The 15,850-nt window shown below is 68.0% G+C and carries 17 protein-coding genes; 6 read left to right on the top strand and 11 right to left on the bottom strand.

The features are described 5' to 3' along the window. Both DGI_RS02700 and DGI_RS02695 read left to right on the top strand, forming a co-directional pair. The gene (locus tag DGI_RS02700) at positions 1-675 is read left to right on the top strand and encodes a hypothetical protein (protein ID WP_021759126.1); all 675 of its coding nucleotides are present in this window, start codon (positions 1-3) and stop codon (positions 673-675) included. 198 nt (positions 676-873) lie between these two features. Further along, positions 874-1,884, top strand: coding sequence for a DUF6677 family protein (locus DGI_RS02695; protein WP_021759125.1), 1,011 nt, complete (start codon positions 874-876; stop codon positions 1,882-1,884). A gap of 10 nt (positions 1,885-1,894) precedes the next feature. Here DGI_RS02695 and DGI_RS02690 read toward each other — a convergent pair whose 3' ends face one another. The 9 genes from DGI_RS02690 to DGI_RS02650 all read right to left on the bottom strand — a co-directional run bounded on the left by DGI_RS02690 (position 1,895) and on the right by DGI_RS02650 (position 9,242). Beyond that, positions 1,895-2,290: a secondary thiamine-phosphate synthase enzyme YjbQ gene (locus tag DGI_RS02690; RefSeq protein ID WP_021759124.1), complete on the bottom strand. Its 396-nt coding sequence runs from the start codon at positions 2,288-2,290 to the stop codon at positions 1,895-1,897. Beyond that, positions 2,290-3,078, bottom strand: coding sequence for a precorrin-4 C(11)-methyltransferase (gene cobM, locus DGI_RS02685; protein ID WP_021759123.1), 789 nt, complete (start codon positions 3,076-3,078; stop codon positions 2,290-2,292). The genes DGI_RS02690 and cobM overlap by 1 nt, the downstream gene beginning before the upstream one ends. Then, positions 3,075-4,286 carry a bifunctional cobalt-precorrin-7 (C(5))-methyltransferase/cobalt-precorrin-6B (C(15))-methyltransferase gene (locus DGI_RS02680; RefSeq protein ID WP_021759122.1) on the bottom strand — a complete coding sequence of 404 codons (1,212 nt, stop codon included), beginning with the start codon at positions 4,284-4,286 and terminating at the stop codon, positions 3,075-3,077. The genes cobM and DGI_RS02680 overlap by 4 nt, the downstream gene beginning before the upstream one ends. After that, complete coding sequence (cbiD, locus tag DGI_RS02675; RefSeq protein ID WP_021759121.1) at positions 4,287-5,441, bottom strand: cobalt-precorrin-5B (C(1))-methyltransferase CbiD; 1,155 nt, start codon at positions 5,439-5,441, stop codon at positions 4,287-4,289. After that, on the bottom strand, positions 5,438-6,526 hold the full coding sequence (locus tag DGI_RS02670; protein WP_021759120.1) for an FUSC family protein: 1,089 nt from the start codon (positions 6,524-6,526) through the stop codon (positions 5,438-5,440). The genes cbiD and DGI_RS02670 overlap by 4 nt, the downstream gene beginning before the upstream one ends. 32 nt (positions 6,527-6,558) lie before the next feature. Then, a complete protein-coding gene (locus tag DGI_RS02665; protein WP_021759119.1) occupies positions 6,559-7,209 on the bottom strand; it encodes a precorrin-8X methylmutase in 651 nt (216 codons plus the stop codon). Positions 7,210-7,227: 18 nt separating this feature from the next. Next, positions 7,228-8,631, bottom strand: coding sequence for a cobyrinate a,c-diamide synthase (locus tag DGI_RS02660; RefSeq protein WP_021759118.1), 1,404 nt, complete (start codon positions 8,629-8,631; stop codon positions 7,228-7,230). A gap of 81 nt (positions 8,632-8,712) precedes the next feature. Beyond that, the gene (locus tag DGI_RS02655; RefSeq protein ID WP_051286157.1) at positions 8,713-8,979 is read right to left on the bottom strand and encodes a DUF493 family protein; all 267 of its coding nucleotides are present in this window, start codon (positions 8,977-8,979) and stop codon (positions 8,713-8,715) included. Next, a complete protein-coding gene (locus DGI_RS02650) occupies positions 8,976-9,242 on the bottom strand; it encodes a hypothetical protein (protein ID WP_027192741.1) in 267 nt (88 codons plus the stop codon). Before DGI_RS02650 ends, DGI_RS02655 begins: the two co-directional genes overlap by 4 nt. Before the next feature lie 66 nt (positions 9,243-9,308). Between DGI_RS02650 and DGI_RS02645 the strand changes: the two genes are divergently transcribed. Next, complete coding sequence (locus DGI_RS02645) at positions 9,309-9,917, top strand: DUF445 domain-containing protein (RefSeq protein WP_021759117.1); 609 nt, start codon at positions 9,309-9,311, stop codon at positions 9,915-9,917. 117 nt (positions 9,918-10,034) lie between these two features. Here the strand turns inward: DGI_RS02645 and DGI_RS02640 are convergent, their stop codons facing one another. Then, a complete protein-coding gene (locus DGI_RS02640) occupies positions 10,035-11,660 on the bottom strand; it encodes a substrate-binding domain-containing protein (protein ID WP_021759116.1) in 1,626 nt (541 codons plus the stop codon). Continuing rightward, a complete protein-coding gene (locus DGI_RS02635; RefSeq protein ID WP_021759115.1) occupies positions 11,657-12,061 on the bottom strand; it encodes a hypothetical protein in 405 nt (134 codons plus the stop codon). The genes DGI_RS02640 and DGI_RS02635 overlap by 4 nt, the downstream gene beginning before the upstream one ends. A 158-nt stretch (positions 12,062-12,219) precedes the next feature. Here DGI_RS02635 and DGI_RS18655 point away from each other — a divergent pair, with 158 nt between their 5' ends. Genes DGI_RS18655 through DGI_RS02620 form a run of 3 tightly spaced genes read left to right on the top strand, consistent with a single transcriptional unit; the run spans position 12,220 to position 15,850 of the window. Further along, complete coding sequence (locus DGI_RS18655; RefSeq protein ID WP_021759114.1) at positions 12,220-12,696, top strand: SH3 domain-containing protein; 477 nt, start codon at positions 12,220-12,222, stop codon at positions 12,694-12,696. After that, positions 12,696-13,673: a M48 family metalloprotease gene (locus tag DGI_RS18650; protein ID WP_021759113.1), complete on the top strand. Its 978-nt coding sequence runs from the start codon at positions 12,696-12,698 to the stop codon at positions 13,671-13,673. The genes DGI_RS18655 and DGI_RS18650 overlap by 1 nt, the downstream gene beginning before the upstream one ends. Continuing rightward, positions 13,670-15,850: a CHASE2 domain-containing protein gene (locus DGI_RS02620; protein ID WP_027192744.1), complete on the top strand. Its 2,181-nt coding sequence runs from the start codon at positions 13,670-13,672 to the stop codon at positions 15,848-15,850. Before DGI_RS18650 ends, DGI_RS02620 begins: the two co-directional genes overlap by 4 nt.

The raw sequence follows: 15,850 nt of genomic DNA, 5'->3' as shown, positions 1-15,850 counted from the left end.
ATGCTCCCAGGTGACCGGTTCCGGAGCGTGCGCGCACTGGTGGTGATGCTGTGCTGCCTGCTGGCTGCTGCGGGCGATGCCTTGGCGCAGGACGCTCCCGGCCTGCCCGTGGAACTGCTGCTGGCTGCGGCCCTGCAGGAATCCGCCCGTGCGCCCCAGCCCTTCAACGCCACCCTGCACCTGGCCCGCGACGGCGTCGTCCGGACCATGGCGCTGCATGTGGACGGCCCCAAGGTTCGCGTGCAGCACGGCGCAACAGCGCAGGTGGAGCGGCAGGATCTGGGCCGGCTCTGGCTGTTTGATGTAAAAAAGCAGACCTTTCTGGATCTGCCCCTGAGCCGGGACACCCTGGCGTCGCCGGCGCTGCTGCGCCAGGAATGCACCATCACGCCCCAGGGCGAGGAGATGGTGGACGGCCGGCGCAGTCTCAAATACCACGTGCGCATGCCGAACCGCTTTTACGAGCCGGAGCTGCTGCGCCCCGCAGACGAAGCCCGGCAGGTGGAGATGACCGTCTGGCACTCCCCGGAACTGGGCGTGCTGCTCAGGCGCGAGGGGCCGGGCAATGCCACCATGACCCTTGCCGACATCATCCCTGGTCCACAATCCATGGAGCTGTTCCAGGTTCCCGAAGGCTACCGCCGGGCCAGCCTGCCCGCGAACTTTGCCAAATAGCGAGAGACCGTTTGGGGGGTGTCCCGACAGCGCTGTTTCGAGGCGCACTGCGCTGCGTTGCACCTTCGGCATACGTCCCCATAACAACGCAGCCTGCCTTGCAGGCGGTCCCGACGCCGAAGGCTCCGTGAGTCCCCAGCGCTTCACGTATTTTCGTAACACTACATTCGGCGACGGTGTTGCGCCGTCGGAGGTCCTGTGCGCTGTCCTGTGAGCATCCATCGTGCCGGCGTGCTGGCCGTGCTCCTGCCCGGTTGGGGCGACTGGCATGCCGGCCGGCGCGGACGGGGCACGCTGCTGGCCCTGGCCTGCATGGCGTGCCTCTCCTGGCTGGCAGTGGTGGGCGGCGTGCTGCTGCTGGATCAGCTGTTGGTGATGCCGTTGCCGGAGCCGCCGTCCCCTCGTCAGTGGACCGTGGACCCGCTGCTGCAACTGGCCGCCGCCTTCCTGGGACTGGTGTGGATCTGGCATCTGGGCATCGCCACGGCCATCCTGGCGGCCCGGGAGCGCTGCCGGGAGGAGGATGGCGCATCGACTCCAGGCGTGCAGGCTCCACAGGTGCCGCAGGCTCCATGGTTCGCCGTGCTGGTCAGCTGGTGCGCCCCGGGAACAGGGCAGATCTATGCCGGCCGCGTGCGCTTTGGGCTGGGGCTGCTGGCGGCGTACCTGCTGGGCTACCTGACGATCATCCCCGTGCTGCAGCACACCCTGGCCTCGGCGGCCGGGGCGGCCTCGGCCCTGGGTGCCTGGCACGGCGATCCGCCGCTGGTGCTGGCGTCCAAGATCCAGCATCTGGTCATGGCCCTGCGGCTGGAGGCCGTCTTCAGCCTGCCCTGGAAACTGCACGAGCTGCTCCGGGCCTTCGCCATGGCCGACGCCTGCGCCCTCCTGGCCGTGCCGGGCCTTTCCCGTTCGGCGCAGTCGGGGTGGGAGTCCGCCTCCCTGGCCCGGCTCTTCGGGCATCTGCTGCTGGGCTGGCTGTGCCCTGGGGCCGGCCAGTTCCTCCAGGGGCGCGAACGGGCCGGGTGGCGCTTCTTTGGGATGTTCTGGGGACTGCAGCTTGCCGGGGCCATCCTGTTTGCGGCGGATGCCATCTCCCTGGAGCGGCTGTCCCTGCTGCAGGACGTGGGCACGGCCCTGGCGGCGGCGGCAGGCGTGGAGGCCTGCTGGCGCATGGAGGACGGAATCAATCCTCCTCCCTCATCCTGAGTGCCGACGGCTATGCCCCCAGCCACTGCGCCCAGAGGGTGCGTTGTCGCGGGCCGTCGAACTCGCACAGGAAAATTCCCTGCCATGTGCCGAGCTGCACGCGACCGCCGGCCACAATGAGGCTGAGGGACGGGCCCACCAGGGCCGTCTTGATGTGCGCGTCCGAATTGCCTTCGGCGTGCCGGTAGTCGCCGCGGTGGGGGATGGCTGCGGCCAGATGAGTGAGGATGTCCCGCGTCACCGTGGGGTCGGCGTCTTCGTTCACGGTCAGGGCGGCGGTGGTGTGCGGGCAGAACAGCACCAGGACGCCATCCCGCCAGCCCTGGTCCGTCACCAGGGCCTGCACGCGGTCGGTGATGGAGAGCATCTGTTGCCGGGAACCGGTAGCCAGGGCGAGGGTGTGCATCAGCCGTCCTCCTGGGTGCGAAAACCGTGGGAAAAGTCGGGGGCATACAGCCTGGAGCGCGTGGCCGGGGCGTCCTCGTGTCCTGGCAGAATCAGGAACAGCGTCTGCCGTGTCAGGCCCTCGGCGCGCACACACTCGGCCATGCCGGCCACGCTGGTGCGCAGGACACGTTCTCCCTTCCAGCCCAGGCGATGCGCCATCACCACGGGCGTGTGCTCCGGCAGGCCACCGGCGCGGCAGGCCTCGGCCACGGCCTCGGGATTGTCGCCAGACAGATACACCGCCATGGCGCACCGGTGCGCGGCAAAGGCGGCCAGGGACTGCGCCTCGGGCACCGGGGTGCGGCCGGACAGGCGCGTCAGGACAAGGGATTGGGAGACTTCGGGAATGGTGACGGAAACTCCCGCCGCCGCCGCCGCGGCCGAGGCGGACGTCACCCCCGGGCACACGGCCCAGGGGATGCCGTCGGCGTCCAGCAGGCGGGATTGTTCCCGGATGGTGCCATAGAGACAGGGATCCCCGGCCTGCAGGCGCACCACATGCTGCCCGCGCTGCACGGCGTCGAGGATGGCGGCGTGGGTCTGCTCCAGGGTCATGGGAGCGGTGTCCCGGGTGTGGGCGTCTCGCCGCGCCAGGGCGACGATGGCCGGCGGCGTGAGGGAGCCGGGATACAGCAGCAGGTCCGCGTGCTGGATGAGGCGCAGGGCCTTGACCGTGAGCAGATCCGGATCCCCTGGTCCGGCGCCGACAAACCAGACGGTGGGTGCGGTGGCGGAAGCATCGCTCATGCCCGCTTGACTCCGTGCACCACAAACACCGGATTCAATGCCTCGAAGTGCAGATCCTTGCCGAGTACCTTGGCCTGGGACACCTGCACCAGCTGGATTTCCGGCCGCATGCGCAGGGCATCCAGGCGGCGGCGCAGCTCTTCCAGGGTGTTCAGCAGCACGCAATGCACGGCCAGCCTGCCACCGGGTCTGAGCCGGGCGCACACGGCGTCCAGCAGGCCGGGGTCCTCGCTCAGGCCGCCGCCGATGAACACGGCGTCCGGGTCTGGCAGCTCGCCGAAGCAGGCCGGGGCCGAGGCATGCACCGGCTCCACGATGAGCGCGCCAAAGTCCCGGGCATTGGTGCGGATGGCGGCCAGGCGGTCGCCGCGTTTCTCGATGGCATAGACCCGGCCCTGCCGCATCACCGCCGCCGCCTCGATGGCCACGGAGCCGCAGCCCGCGCCCACGTCCCAGATCACGTCCCCCGGCCGGGGGGAGAGGGCGGCCACGCCGGTGGCCCGCACGGGCTGCTTGGTGAGCACATTATCCACGCAGGCAAAGTCGTCATCGGCCGTGCCCAGGGCCAGCGGTTTTTTGGATGTGCCCACGCGCTCCAGGAGCACGAAATTGGGCTGGGGAAAGCGGGTCCCGCTGGCCTGGACCAGGGAAAGGCGGGCGATTTCCTCCTTGTCCGTCTCCAGGGCGGCCAGCACCCACATGACGAACCAGTCTGCCCCGCGATCCAGCAGGGCCTGGGCGATGCCGGCCGGGATGTGTCGCGGGTCCGTATGCACGGCCACCCAGCGGTGCTGCATGCAGGCGGTCAGCAGGGGCGAAAGGTCGTCGCGACCGTGCAGGGACACGCTGGCGATGTCCTGCCAGGGAATCTTGAGCCGGTTGGCGGCCGTCTGCAGGGTGGTCACGTTGGGCAGGCACACCAGATCTTCGCCGGAAAAGGCCTCGGCCAGGCGCGGGCCGATGCCGTAGAAAAACGGATCGCCGCTGGCCAGGACCACCACTTCCAGATGCGCCTTGAGGGCGTCGCGGATGGCGGCGAAGGCGGCGTCCAGATCCGCCGTCAGTTCGATCTTTTGGGCCGGATGGCTGGCGTGCAGGGCCAGGTGGCGCTTGCCGGCCACCAGGACCTGGGCCATGTCGATGGCGTCTTCATGCTGTTCGGACAGGGCGTCCGGGGAAAGGCCGAGGCCAACGAGGGTGATGGGCATCTAACCGTCCTGACTGGAACGCTGCAGCCGCAGCGCGTTGGTGGTGTCGAACAACAGCAGGGTCACGGGTACGGGGCGGCCCTGCGGGGTGCAGCCGGCCATGCGCTCGGCCCAGGCCAGGGCGCGGCGGGCTGTCAGATGCAGTGCCGCCTCCCCCTGGGACGGCGAACCGCCGGCGTCCCCATGGGTCAGCAATTCCACAGCATGCCGGGCCGTGCGTGCCTGGGCCAGGGCGGCGGCGGCGCGGTCCAAACCGGCTGTCTGCGCCCAGCGGACCAGCGGCGTCAGATCCAGCGCTCCGGCCCGGGCATGGGTGAAGCCGATGCCCTGGGCCAGTTTGCAGCATTTGCCGAAGTACAGGCCAAGCGTCACTCCCTGCATGCCATGGCGGGCGGCTTGCCGCAAGGCGAATGCCGCAAAATCCCCGGCCTGCACAAAGGCCGTCGCCGGCAGCGCCGGCAGCGCCAGGCGGCAGAGGTGTTCGCTCTGTCCGCCGGTGCTCAGGACCACATGCCCGCCGCCGGCATTGGCCAGCACGTCCAGTTGACGGCGGATGGTCTCCTTCCATGATCCATGACTGAACGGCTTGACCGTGCCGCGGGTGCCAAGGATGGAAATGCCGCCGACCACACCCAGACGGGGATTCAGGGTGCGTTCGGCCAGCCGGCGTCCCTCGGGCGCCTCGATGCGCACCTGCAGGCCCGGCGGCGCGGGCAGGCGCGCCAGCACCTCCTGCACTGCGGCGTGGATCTGGGCCAGGGGCGCGGGATTGATGGCTGCCCGGCCCACGGGTACGGGCAGGCCCGGCAGGGTGACGCGGCCCACGCCTTCGCCGCCGTCGAGGATCACATCGCCAGGGGGCAGGGCAGGGTCGATCCACACCACCGCCTGGATGGCGCAGCCGTGGGTGATGTCGGGATCGTCGCCGGCGTTTTTGAGCACCTCGGCGCGCACGGCCTGGCCTTCCTGCCGGATGCAGGCCAGGGGGATGGACAGACGCCCGGGATGGGCGTGGGGCGTGGGCGGACAGGAGATGGACACCACGTCCGGCCGCTCCCCCAGGCACAGGGCCAGGGCGGCGGCCTTGGCGGCGGCGGCGGCGCAGGAGCCGGTGGTCACGCCTTCGCGGCCGCCGGAGCCGGGACGCCTGCTCACCGCCTGACCTCGTGCAGGGCGGCCAGCATCTCCATCAGCTCCAGGGCTGCCTCACGCATGCTGAAGACCAGGGAAAAGAAGTGCGTGACCTCGGAGAGGGGATGCTGCCGGGCGATCTGCCGGGCGCGGATGCCCTCCATGCCGCGATCCACGGAATGCAGGGTGTTTTCCAGGGCCTCGATGAGCAACCGCATGTCCGTGCGCTTGACGCCGTGCTCGCCCAGGCAGGCGGCGGCGGCTTCTAGACCGGCTTGCATGGCCCGGGCCAGGGCGGCCAGATCCGGCCGCAGCTCCAGGTGTAGGGCTTCCTCGGCCAGCTCGCGGGCGGCGTGGTCCATGGACTGGAAATCTTCCATCAACCGGTCCAGGGAGGTGGCCAGACTGCCCAGCACCTGGCCGCCTTCGCCCAGGCCGCCGGGCTCGCGGGAGGCATCGGCCAGGGCCGGCCGCAGTTGCATCACATGGCGGATGCAGGCGTTTTTCAGGGCGACGATGGCGGATTCGTCATAGCGGTTCTCCAGACATTGCCCCACCAGCACGGCGACGAACTGCCCCGAGGCTTCCAGGGCGGCCCGGATGCCCAGCCGCAACGACGTGCGGGCGTGGAAAGGCAGCACGAATATGGACACGGCCATGGCCACCCCCACGCCCAGGGAGATTTCCAGAAAGCGATCCAGCCCAAGCAGGAAGGGTTGTTCCGTGCCCCGGCCCAGTAGGATGACGATGGACGCCGTGACCGCCGCCAGACGGAAGCTCTCGTGCAGGCCCATGAAATAGGCGCAGACAAAGATGGTCAGGAACACGCCCAGCCCCAGGGAGACGGTGCCCGTGCCCATGACCGAAAGCGTCAGGGACCCGAGCAGCGCGCCGACGAATGTTCCCTGTATCCGGGACAGCCCGGCCAGGAGCGCCCGGCCCAGGTTGGCCTGCATGACGATGATGGTCGAGATGACCGCCCAGTATCCCTGGGCCAGGGAGAGCACATCCACCAGCACCAGGGTGACGACGCTGGCCAGGGCCGTGCGCAGGGCATGGCGGGCCATGATGGGATCCAGACGCGGCAGCAGCCGCAACAGCGTGTGCATGGGTAACGTACTGTACTTTTGAAAAAAAGACGCTAATGCGACTCGGCAAACGCAAGTTCCAGCAGGGCGTTCACCGTGGCCGCTGCCAGGGCCGAGCCGCCCTTGCGGCCGGCGATGGCGATCCATGGCGCAGTCGAACGCGTCATCACCAGATCCTTGGATTCTGCGGCGTTCACAAAGCCCACGGGCATGGCCACCACCAGCCCCGGGGCCGCCTCGCCGCGGTCCATGGCCTCCTGCAGGGCCAGCAGGGCAGTGGGGGCGTTGCCCACGGCCATCACCGCGCCGGCCAGGCCGTTGAATCGTCGGCAGGCCACGGCCACGGCGGCCCGGGCCCGGGTGCCGCCAGTCTGCCGGACCACGTCCGCCACCTCCGGATCATCCATGAGGCAGTGCACGGTGTTGCCGAAGCGCCCCAGCCGCCGGACTGGCACGCCGGCGCGGCACATCTGGGTGTCGGTGATGATGGGCGCGCCCTGCCGCAGCAGGGTCACCCCGGCTTCGATGGCCTGGGGATGCATGCGGACGAGGTCGAGCATGTCGAAATCCGCGGACGTATGGATGAGCCGGCGCACCACGGCCCAGGCCGGGCCGGTCCAGGGGTGGACGCCGGCTTCCTGGTCGATGATGGCCATGGACGCGGTCTCGATGGCCGCGGGATCTGCAATGGGCAGGATGTTCATGCGATGGGGCACCACTGGTCAGGCATGGGCGCAGGCCGCCACCAGGGCGGGGGCGAGCCGGGGATTGCTGCCGAAATGGATATGGATGTAACTGCCGAGGACGTTGCCGCGTTGCCAGCCGCCGGATGTGGTGGCGGCGGCGTTTCGATCTGCCGCATGATAGATCTGTCGGGCGGCGACGTCCAGTGCCTGCGGGGCCGTCAGAAAGGAATAGTGGAACTCGTGGCCGCGACAGCGGGTGCCGGCCGGTCCCAGGAGCGTGGCCGCGGTGGTGGTCACCTCCCGGTAGCCCAGGGCTGCGAAGCGCTCCCCCATGCGGGCCGCGCCGGGGAACACGCCGGCCATGGGAAAGGCCTCCTCTCCTGTCTCCAGTCGCTCCAGCAGGTACATGAAGCCGCCGCACTCGGCATACACCGGGCGGCCGCTTTGGGCGAACGCCTGTACCGCCGCGCGCATGGCCGCGTTGGCCGCCAGGGTCCGGGCGTGCAGTTCGGGATAGCCGCCGGGGAGGTAGAGGCCATGGATTCCCTCGGGCAGGCGCTGGTCCCGCAGGGGGGAGAAGAAGACCAGCGTTGCCCCGGCCTGCTCCAGGCGGCGGAGATTTTCCGCATAGACGAAGCAGAAGGCGGCGTCCCGGGCCACGGCCAGACGGATGCCGGGAGCAGGCGGCACCTCCCGTGACAGGGCAACGCCACCGGGCCGGCGCGGCAGCCGGGCCAGCAGGTCGTCCAGATCCAGGCCCAGTTCCACCCAGTCCGCCAGCCGGTCCAGGGTGGCGGCAAAGGCGTCGGCATCGGCATCCAAATGGAGGCCCAGGTGGCGGGAGGGCAGTTCGATGGCGGCGTCCCGGCCGAGCATGCCGGCCACGGGCAGGCCCGGGCAATACGTCGCCAGGACCTCGGCCAGCAGGGTGCGATGCCTGGCGGATCCGACACGGTTCAGGACCACGCCGGCCACGTCCAGCCCCGGTTCGAACTGCACATAGCCCTGGATGAGGGCGGCGGCGGATCGCGCCATGGCCCGCACGTCCGCCACCAGGAGCACGCGCCCGTCCAGCAGGCGGGCCAGCTCGGCCGTGCTGCCGCGGGCGCTGCGGGGGGACGCGCCGTCGTGCAGGCCCATCACGCCTTCCAGCAGACACAGATCGGCATTGCCGCTGGCCATGGCCTGGGCCCGAAACAGGGCGTCCGGCGGGCACATCCAGCTGTCCAGGTTCCAGGAGGGACGGCCCGCAGCCAGGGCATGCAGGGCGGGATCGATGAAATCCGGCCCGGCCTTGAAGGGCTGCACCGTGAGGCCGCGGCGGGTCAGGGCGCGCAACAGGCCCAGGGCGACGGAGGTCTTGCCGCAGCCGGAATGCGTGCCCGCCACCACCAGCAGGGGAGGGAGGGACGCCGGGGCACCGGGAGAGTCTGGTGGCATCCCTCCCGCTCCTGACTTTTTTGACAGCATGCTGGTGTAACGCTAAGAATCGTTGCAGGGGAGATGCGCTCCCGAGACATGCTAGAGCGCGATAACGCCTTCCACCTGGGACGCCTTCTGGTAGAGCATGCAGACTTCCTCGCTGCAGCGCATTTCCATTTCCATGGTCAGGGCCAGGTATTTGCCGCCGCGGGAGGCGCGGCTGCTGTGGCGTTCCGGGGCCAGCAGGGCCAGCAACCGGGAGACCTGCTCTTGCGGGACAATGAATTTGAACATAAACAGGCAGGGCCAGCGATGCGCGGCGTCCAGCTGTGTTTTGAGGCCGGCCAGGGCGGCGTCGTCGATCATCGGCATTCGCCTCCGGCGTCCGCGCCGTTTTCCGCGGTGAAGGACCGCAACAGGACGGCGGCATCCTCGGCGCGCGCGGCCACGCCCAGCTCCACGGCCTTGCCGTGGCAGCGGAACAACGCCTCGCCCTCCACGTCCACATAGCCTGCGGAGAGCACCGTGGCGTACGGCATTTGTTCGCGCATCTCCAGGTGATCGATGCGGTCCGGGAAAATGATGGGCAGGGGACGGCCCTGGAAATCCTCGAAAAGGATGTATTTCATCTGACGCTCCTTGGTTCTGAAGCGTCCAAACTGTACGGTCTTTGCCGGCAAAGGTCCAGAAGTGGCATGAACGATCTCGCGATATATGCTTCCCCGATTTTGTGCGGGGCCATCGGCTGGGGCACCAACTGGCTTGCGGTGAAGATGCTGTTTCGGCCGCGCCAACCCGTCCGCGTGCTCGGATTCACCATCCAGGGCGTGTTCCCCAAGCGGCACAAGGCCCTGGCCGAACGGCTGGCGCACCTGGTGGAAACACAGCTCTTCTCCCACAAGGACGTGCAGGCCTACCTGCAGCAGCCGGCCTTTCAGGCCCGGATGCATGCGCTCATGGATGAGTACCTGGATTCCCTGATCAAGGACGTCCTGCCCACGCGCATCCCCATGCTGGCCATGTTTCTCAATGAGAATCTGGCTCCCAAGGTCAAGGAATTGTTGGCCGAGCAGTTCGAGCGGCTTACTCCCCGGCTCATCGAATCCCTGGCCCAGGAGCTGGAGGAGAGCATGAGCGTCAAGGAGACGGTGCGGGCCAAGATCGAGGCCTTCTCCATGGAACAGCTGGAGGGCGTGCTGGTGACGCTCATGAAGAAGGAGTTCAAGTTCATTGAAATCAGCGGCGGCGTGCTGGGCGTGCTGGTGGGTCTGGCCCAGGCCGGCCTGCTGCTGGCCACGCGGTAAAAGTTAGCGCAATGTACTTTTGAAAAGAACTGTCGGGGGAAAACCTTTCTGAAGAAAGGNAACCTTTTTCAAAAGGTTCTCCCCTCTCGCAACGTCCTTTTTCAAAAGTAAAACGCCCTAATTGCCGGCCGTGGCCAGCCGCAGCGCCGCCGTGGGGCCCAGGAGCCGGCCATCCAGCAGGCGGCCGCCGGTCTGGGTAGTCAGGGTGCCCAGGGCGGTGAACTGGTTCGGCTCGGCGTCGCCCGTGCCCGTGATCACCACATACACTGGCGGCAGGGGCGAATTGTCCCAGGCCCGGCGCTGGATTTCGGGAAGCGGCTCCTCCAGGCGGATATTGCCGCCGGTGAGCAGGATGACGGCCGGCAGCCGGGCCCCGTCTGCATCGCGCAGCAACTCCAGGGCGTTTCGGAGTGGCGGGGCCAGATCTGCGCTGGCGGTGTCTCCGGTCTGGTCCGGGGTCTCCATGGCGTTCAGGGAGTCCAGGCGCTGCTGCAGGGCGAGCAGGGATTGCGGGTCGTTGCCGTGGACGATCCAGGGGGTGGTCTCGGTGGGATGCCCGAAGGGCAGGATTATGGTGATGTCCCCGGCCGAGGGCTGCAGCATCACGCGTTCGGCGCGGATCGGGTCCAGCATGGCAGCCAGGGCATCCTTGCGCTGCTGCAGGGAGGAGGCGCGGGCATCCAGCAGGTAGACGGTGCAGGAGGGCTTGCGCAGGGTGGTCTGGTACAGGGTCAGGGCGTCCCGCAGGGTGTCGGGGGCAGGCCAGCGGATGAAGGCGAGGGAGCGGGCAAGATCCACGCCCCATTCCGACCGGAACAGGGTGGCGTCGGCCAGCTTCGGGTTCATGCCCAGCAGCGAGGTGCGCCCGCCCGCCGCGGCCAGTGCCTGCTGGGAGTCCGGCTCCAGCAGACGATTGCGCAATTCGATGAAGCGTTCGAGTTTGTGCTTGTTGTCCGGCTTTTCCACGAATCCCAGCGTGAAATCAGCCACGGCCAGCCCGTCCGCAAAGTAGACGATGTGCAACGGCTCGCCGCCCTGGGCGGTGAGGGCCTGATTGATGGCCAGGAGCTGGAGTTCGTCGTTGATGATGGCCTGGGGCGGCGACGGACTGCCAAGGAAGAGGTCCGAGAGCAGCTGGGAGCCGCCGGCGGTGCGGCTGACGCCGGCCAGGAGCTGGCGCACCTGGTCCTGCAGGGCGGGATCCTGCAGGTGCTGCGGCGTCAGCATCTCCGGTCGTCCGGCCAGGGCGAACAGCATGCCCATGTACGCCGCTGCCCCGGAACTGGATTGCGTGGCCGAGGCCATGGCGATGGTGAAGGTGCCGGCGCGTATGGCGCCCAGCAGTTCGGCCATGTGCACCTCGCGGCCCGTCCAGCCCAGGGACTCGGCCAGGCTGCGCCGCAGGCCCAGGGCCACGGGCGAATGCATGATGGAGGCGCCCTCCCGCACGCGGCGGGCGGTGTCTCCCAGGGCCAGCCAGGGGGTGTTGCCCGTCAGCACGGCGTCGCAGGGAAAGCCCGGAGACTGGAGATCGAGCAGGATGTCCACGGGCGTTTTGTACCACACCTGGATATCCAGGTGCTGGGCCTGGGCAGCCTGCATGATGACGGGCTCGATGCGCTTGACTTCGGGACAGGCGAGGATGGTCAGCGATTCCAGCGGGGCAGCCTGGTTGCTGCATCCGCCGGTCAATCCGGCCAGAAGCAGGAAGGTGAGCAGGGGCGAGAGCAGGGCGTGTCTCATGTCAACCGTCCGGGGTCCCTGGCTTTCAGGGAGCTGAGGAACAGGCCGAGACCGCCGAAGAGCAGGGCCAGGATGGTCAGCAGTTCAAAGGAGCTCATGGATTTGAGCCGGAATTCGATGGAAGCGATGACGCCCACCCCCAGCATGATCAACGAGGCCGCAGCCAGCAGCCAGCCCAGGATCTTGTCGGCATTGTAGAAAATAAGGCCGATGCCGAACAGGAACGGGATGAGGACCATGCCGCCCGTGAGGCCGTAGCCGCCCACACGCAACAGCGGCCGGCCCCAGCCGAAGCCGGTGTGCACGGAAATGGCGTCGAAAAACAAATACCCCCCGGCCACCATCATGGCCAACCCGATGAAAAAGCGGCCCACGCCGCCGCTGGTGCCTCCCGCGCCCATGGTCGTGCCTCCTGTTTTGCGCACCATGCCACAGAGCGCCAGAAAGCGGAACCGAAAGAGTGCGCGGAATTCATTGCTATTCTTTCATGATGGGCGGCAGCCACTATTCAGTAGCGGCCGGCTGGTGTATAGACGGACGCATGCAAGGAGCCGTTGTCATGAAACGCATTGTTGTCGCCTTGATCGCGATGGTTGGCGCTGCTGCTGTGGCCATGGCCGCCGCCGAAATGGCCGTGCAGGTGAAGGTGGGCCAGTTGCGGGAGAAGCCGTCCTTTCTGAGTCTGGTGCTGGCCGAAGCCCCCTACGGGCAGGCGGTGACCGTGCTCGAATCGCAGGGGGACTGGCGTCGCGTGGCCTGCGCCGCCGGCCAGGGCTGGATGCACAAGACGGCCATTGCCGCTCCGGAAAGCGCCCTGCTTGCCCGGGCCCAGCAGCAGGCCACAGGAGCCAGCACGGGCGAACTGGCCCTGGCCGGCAAGGGCTTTTCCAAGAGCGTGGAAGACAAATTTCGCGAGCAGCGCGGCAATCTGGACTATTCCTGGCTGGACAAGATGGAGGCCCTCGCCGTGGCGCCCCAGCAGCTCCAGGCCTTTGTGACGGAGGGCGACCTGTCCCTGCCCGGGAGGGACAGCTAATGCGCGTGCGAGTGCTCGCGGTGTGCGCCGCCGTGGCGGCCACCATGCTTGTGGCAGGCCTTGCACCGGCCCAGGTGCCAAGCATGGATCAGATGCTGCAACAAATGCAAAAAGACCAGGGGCTTTCGGGAAACATGGGCCTGCCGGCCGGCGATCCCGTCACCGGGGTCCCGGCGCTGCCGAATCTCAACGCCACCCGGGAGGTGATGGCCAATTACAAGGCCCTTTCTCCCGAGCAGGAATACTGGCTGGGCCGCTCCGTCGGGGCGCTCATCCTGGGCAACTACCGGCCCTATCCTGACGAGAAGGCCAATGCATATATCAACCTGCTGGGCCGGTCCCTGGCCACGGCCTCCGGCATGCCCGAGACCTTCACCGGCTATCGGTTTCTGATTCTCGATTCCGACGACATCAACGCCCTGGCCGCGCCCGGCGGCTTCATCTTTGTCACCAAGGGCCTTATCCGCTGCTGCCCGCATGAAGAAGCCCTGGCCGCGGTGCTGGCTCACGAGATCGGCCACATCGAAAAGCGCCACGGCCTGCAGGCCATCAAGCAGGCCCGCATCCAGAGCGCCCTGACCGGTCTGGCCATGCAGGGCCTCAAGGAGCAGGGCGGCCAGGAACTGGCCCAGCTGGTGTCCAACTTTGAAGGCTCCATCACCGATGTGTTCAACGCCTTGGTGGTGGCTGGCTATTCCCGTCAGGCCGAGGCCGAGGCGGATCTGGCGGCCATGGAGATCCTGCGCCGCGTGGGGTATCCGCCCTCGGGCATGGTGGATATGCTGCTGGCCATGGAAGACCGGCTGGATCCGGCCCGCAAGGATTTCTCCCGCACCCATCCGTCCCCGGTGGAGCGCTACAAGTTCATCAAGCAGAAAATCGCCTTCGAGTACCGCCCGGTGCAGTCCCTGCCGGCCCGGCAGCAGCGTTTTCAGGCGGCGCTGGGTCAGATTCTCGGCGGTTCCGTCGGCCCGTGAACGCAGTCGGGGTGCTCTCCTCGCGGTGGCGGCGCGTGATCCTGGCCGCCCTGGCCGGGGTGGCCCTGGTGGCTCTGCTGCAGCAGCAATGGTTCTATCACACCTGGGAAGACCGCACCTGGGACTGGCGGGTGCGGTTGCTGGCTGCCCCTGGCGCAGCCACGGACCAGATTCGTCTGGTGCTGCTGGATCAGGACAGCCTGGCGTGGGCCGAAGCCGTCTATGGCGTGGCCTGGCCCTGGCCCCGGGAGTTCTACGCCGCCATCGTCTCCTGGCTGCATGGGCAGGGCGCGCGCGCCGTGGCCTTTGACGTACTCTTCACCGAAAATCAGGCCCGCGACCGCCCCGAAGACGACGCCGCCCTGGTCCAGGCCGTTGCGACGGCCGGCACCGTGGTGGGCGCGCTGTTTCTGGGACGCGACAGCGGCGACGCCGTGACCTGGCCCGAGGGGGTGCGCCGGCCGCAGCTGACCATCCAGGGGCTGGCCGACATGCCCGCCGCCCTGGCGGAACGGCTGGCGTATCCCCGCGCGGCATTTCCTTTTCCGGAACTGGGCAATGCCCTGGCCATGCTGGGCACGGTGCAGGCCCAGGGCGGGGAAGACGGCGTGGTGCGGCAGGTGCCCCTCATCTCCCTGTTCGGCGGGCATGTGGTGCCTTCGCTGGGCCTTGCCCCCCTGCTGGTGGGGGCGCAACAGCGGTGGATCAGCCTGAATTTCCAGGATCGCTTTTTCGAGGTGGACGGGGTGCGCATCCCCATCGACCATTCCGCCGAAGCCTTGCTGCGGTTCCGCGGGCCGGCCGGCACGCACACGGCGTACAGCGCCGCCCAGGTGCTGCAGAGCATGGACCCCTCCACCGCCACGGACCAGACGCCCGCCATCGCCGATCCCGACGCCTTCCGCAATCGCTATGTCTTTTTTGGATTTTCTGCGCCAGGGCTGATGGATTTGCGCACGGCCCCCGTGGGCGGAGCCTATCCCGGCGTGGAATTCTGGGCCACCCTGCTGGACAACCTGCTTTCCGGCGATGCCCTGCGCAAGGCCGATCCCCTGCTGGCCTGGGCGACGGTGCTGGGCTGTTGCCTGTTGGCGGCCCTGGCGGGCAATGTGTTCGTCTCCGCCTGGAGCCAGGCCGCGGCCCTGGCCGTGGTGGCGCCGCTGCCGGTGGTCGGCAGCTTTGTGGCGTATCAGCAGGGACTGTGGCTGCCCATGGTGGGGCCCGTGGCCGGAGCACTGGGAGCCTTTACCATGAGTTCCCTGATGAATTACGCCATGGAAGGGCAGCAGAAGCGCTTCATCAAAAATGCCTTCCAGCAGTACCTGCACCCGGCGGTCATCGAGCAGTTGATCCAGCATCCGGAAAAGCTCACCCTGGGCGGGGAACGGCGCATGCTCTCCATTTTCTTTTCCGATCTGGAGGGCTTCACCACGCTGTCGGAGAATCTGGACGCCGAAACCGTCACCCGGTTTCTGAACAACTACCTTTCAGCCATGACGGATATCATTCTGGAGGAAGGCGGCACCGTGGACAAATACGAAGGCGACGCCATCATCGCCTTCTGGAACGCGCCCCTGGATCAGCCGGATCATGCCGCCCGCGCCCTGCGGGCCGCCCTGCGCTGCCAGCAGCGGCTGGAGGCCCTGCGGCCGGGGTATCAGGCCCGGCTGGGCGCTGCGCCGCGCATGCGCATCGGCGTGAACACGGGGGAGGCCATCGTGGGGAATCTTGGGTCCAGCACGCGGTTCGACTACACCATGATCTCCGATGCCGTGAACCTGGCGGCGCGTCTGGAATCATTGAATAAGCAATTCGGAACCTACACCATGTGCTCGGCGGCGTCCAAGGAGGCGTGCGGGACCGCGCTGGAGGCCGATGCCTGTTTTCGCGAACTGGGCCGCGTGCAGGTGAAGGGCAAGGCCCGGCCGGTGGTGGTGCATGAGCTGCTGGGGCAGGCCTGCGCCCAGGCCCGGGCAGGTGTGCTGACGCAGTTCCGCCAGGGCCTGGACGCCTTTTATGCCGGCACGTTGCAGGCGGCCAGCCGGATCTTCGAGGCCATTGCCGACCAGGATCCTGCCGCCGCCGCCTACGCCGAGAAATGCCGCGACCTGCTCGCCGTCACGCCGTCCCCTGCGCCAGACGACTGGACCGGGGTGTGGGTGATGACGAGTAAGTGA

The sequence above is a fragment of the Megalodesulfovibrio gigas DSM 1382 = ATCC 19364 genome (assembly GCF_000468495.1).
In the GTDB taxonomy this organism is placed as follows: Bacteria; Desulfobacterota; Desulfovibrionia; order Desulfovibrionales; family Desulfovibrionaceae; genus Megalodesulfovibrio; species Megalodesulfovibrio gigas.
This window is presented reverse-complemented; position numbering and strand designations above follow the sequence as displayed.

Excerpts from the sequence above, each read along its gene's own strand:
- DGI_RS02700 (WP_021759126.1), top strand. The coding sequence starts at position 1 with ATGCTCCCAGGTGACCGGTTCCGGAGCGTGCGCGCACTGGTGGTGATG.
- DGI_RS02640 (WP_021759116.1), bottom strand. The coding sequence starts at position 11,660 with ATGAGACACGCCCTGCTCTCGCCCCTGCTCACCTTCCTGCTTCTGGCC.
- DGI_RS02650 (WP_027192741.1), bottom strand. The coding sequence starts at position 9,242 with ATGAAATACATCCTTTTCGAGGATTTCCAGGGCCGTCCCCTGCCCATC.
- DGI_RS18650 (WP_021759113.1), top strand. The coding sequence starts at position 12,696 with ATGCGCGTGCGAGTGCTCGCGGTGTGCGCCGCCGTGGCGGCCACCATG.
- DGI_RS02655 (WP_051286157.1), bottom strand. The coding sequence starts at position 8,979 with ATGATCGACGACGCCGCCCTGGCCGGCCTCAAAACACAGCTGGACGCC.
- DGI_RS02645 (WP_021759117.1), top strand. The coding sequence starts at position 9,309 with ATGAACGATCTCGCGATATATGCTTCCCCGATTTTGTGCGGGGCCATC.
- DGI_RS02680 (WP_021759122.1), bottom strand. The coding sequence starts at position 4,286 with ATGCCCATCACCCTCGTTGGCCTCGGCCTTTCCCCGGACGCCCTGTCC.
- DGI_RS02660 (WP_021759118.1), bottom strand. The coding sequence starts at position 8,631 with ATGCCACCAGACTCTCCCGGTGCCCCGGCGTCCCTCCCTCCCCTGCTG.
- DGI_RS18655 (WP_021759114.1), top strand. The coding sequence starts at position 12,220 with ATGAAACGCATTGTTGTCGCCTTGATCGCGATGGTTGGCGCTGCTGCT.
- DGI_RS02690 (WP_021759124.1), bottom strand. The coding sequence starts at position 2,290 with ATGCACACCCTCGCCCTGGCTACCGGTTCCCGGCAACAGATGCTCTCC.
- DGI_RS02635 (WP_021759115.1), bottom strand. The coding sequence starts at position 12,061 with ATGGGCGCGGGAGGCACCAGCGGCGGCGTGGGCCGCTTTTTCATCGGG.
- cobM (WP_021759123.1), bottom strand. The coding sequence starts at position 3,078 with ATGAGCGATGCTTCCGCCACCGCACCCACCGTCTGGTTTGTCGGCGCC.
- DGI_RS02670 (WP_021759120.1), bottom strand. The coding sequence starts at position 6,526 with ATGCACACGCTGTTGCGGCTGCTGCCGCGTCTGGATCCCATCATGGCC.
- DGI_RS02665 (WP_021759119.1), bottom strand. The coding sequence starts at position 7,209 with ATGAACATCCTGCCCATTGCAGATCCCGCGGCCATCGAGACCGCGTCC.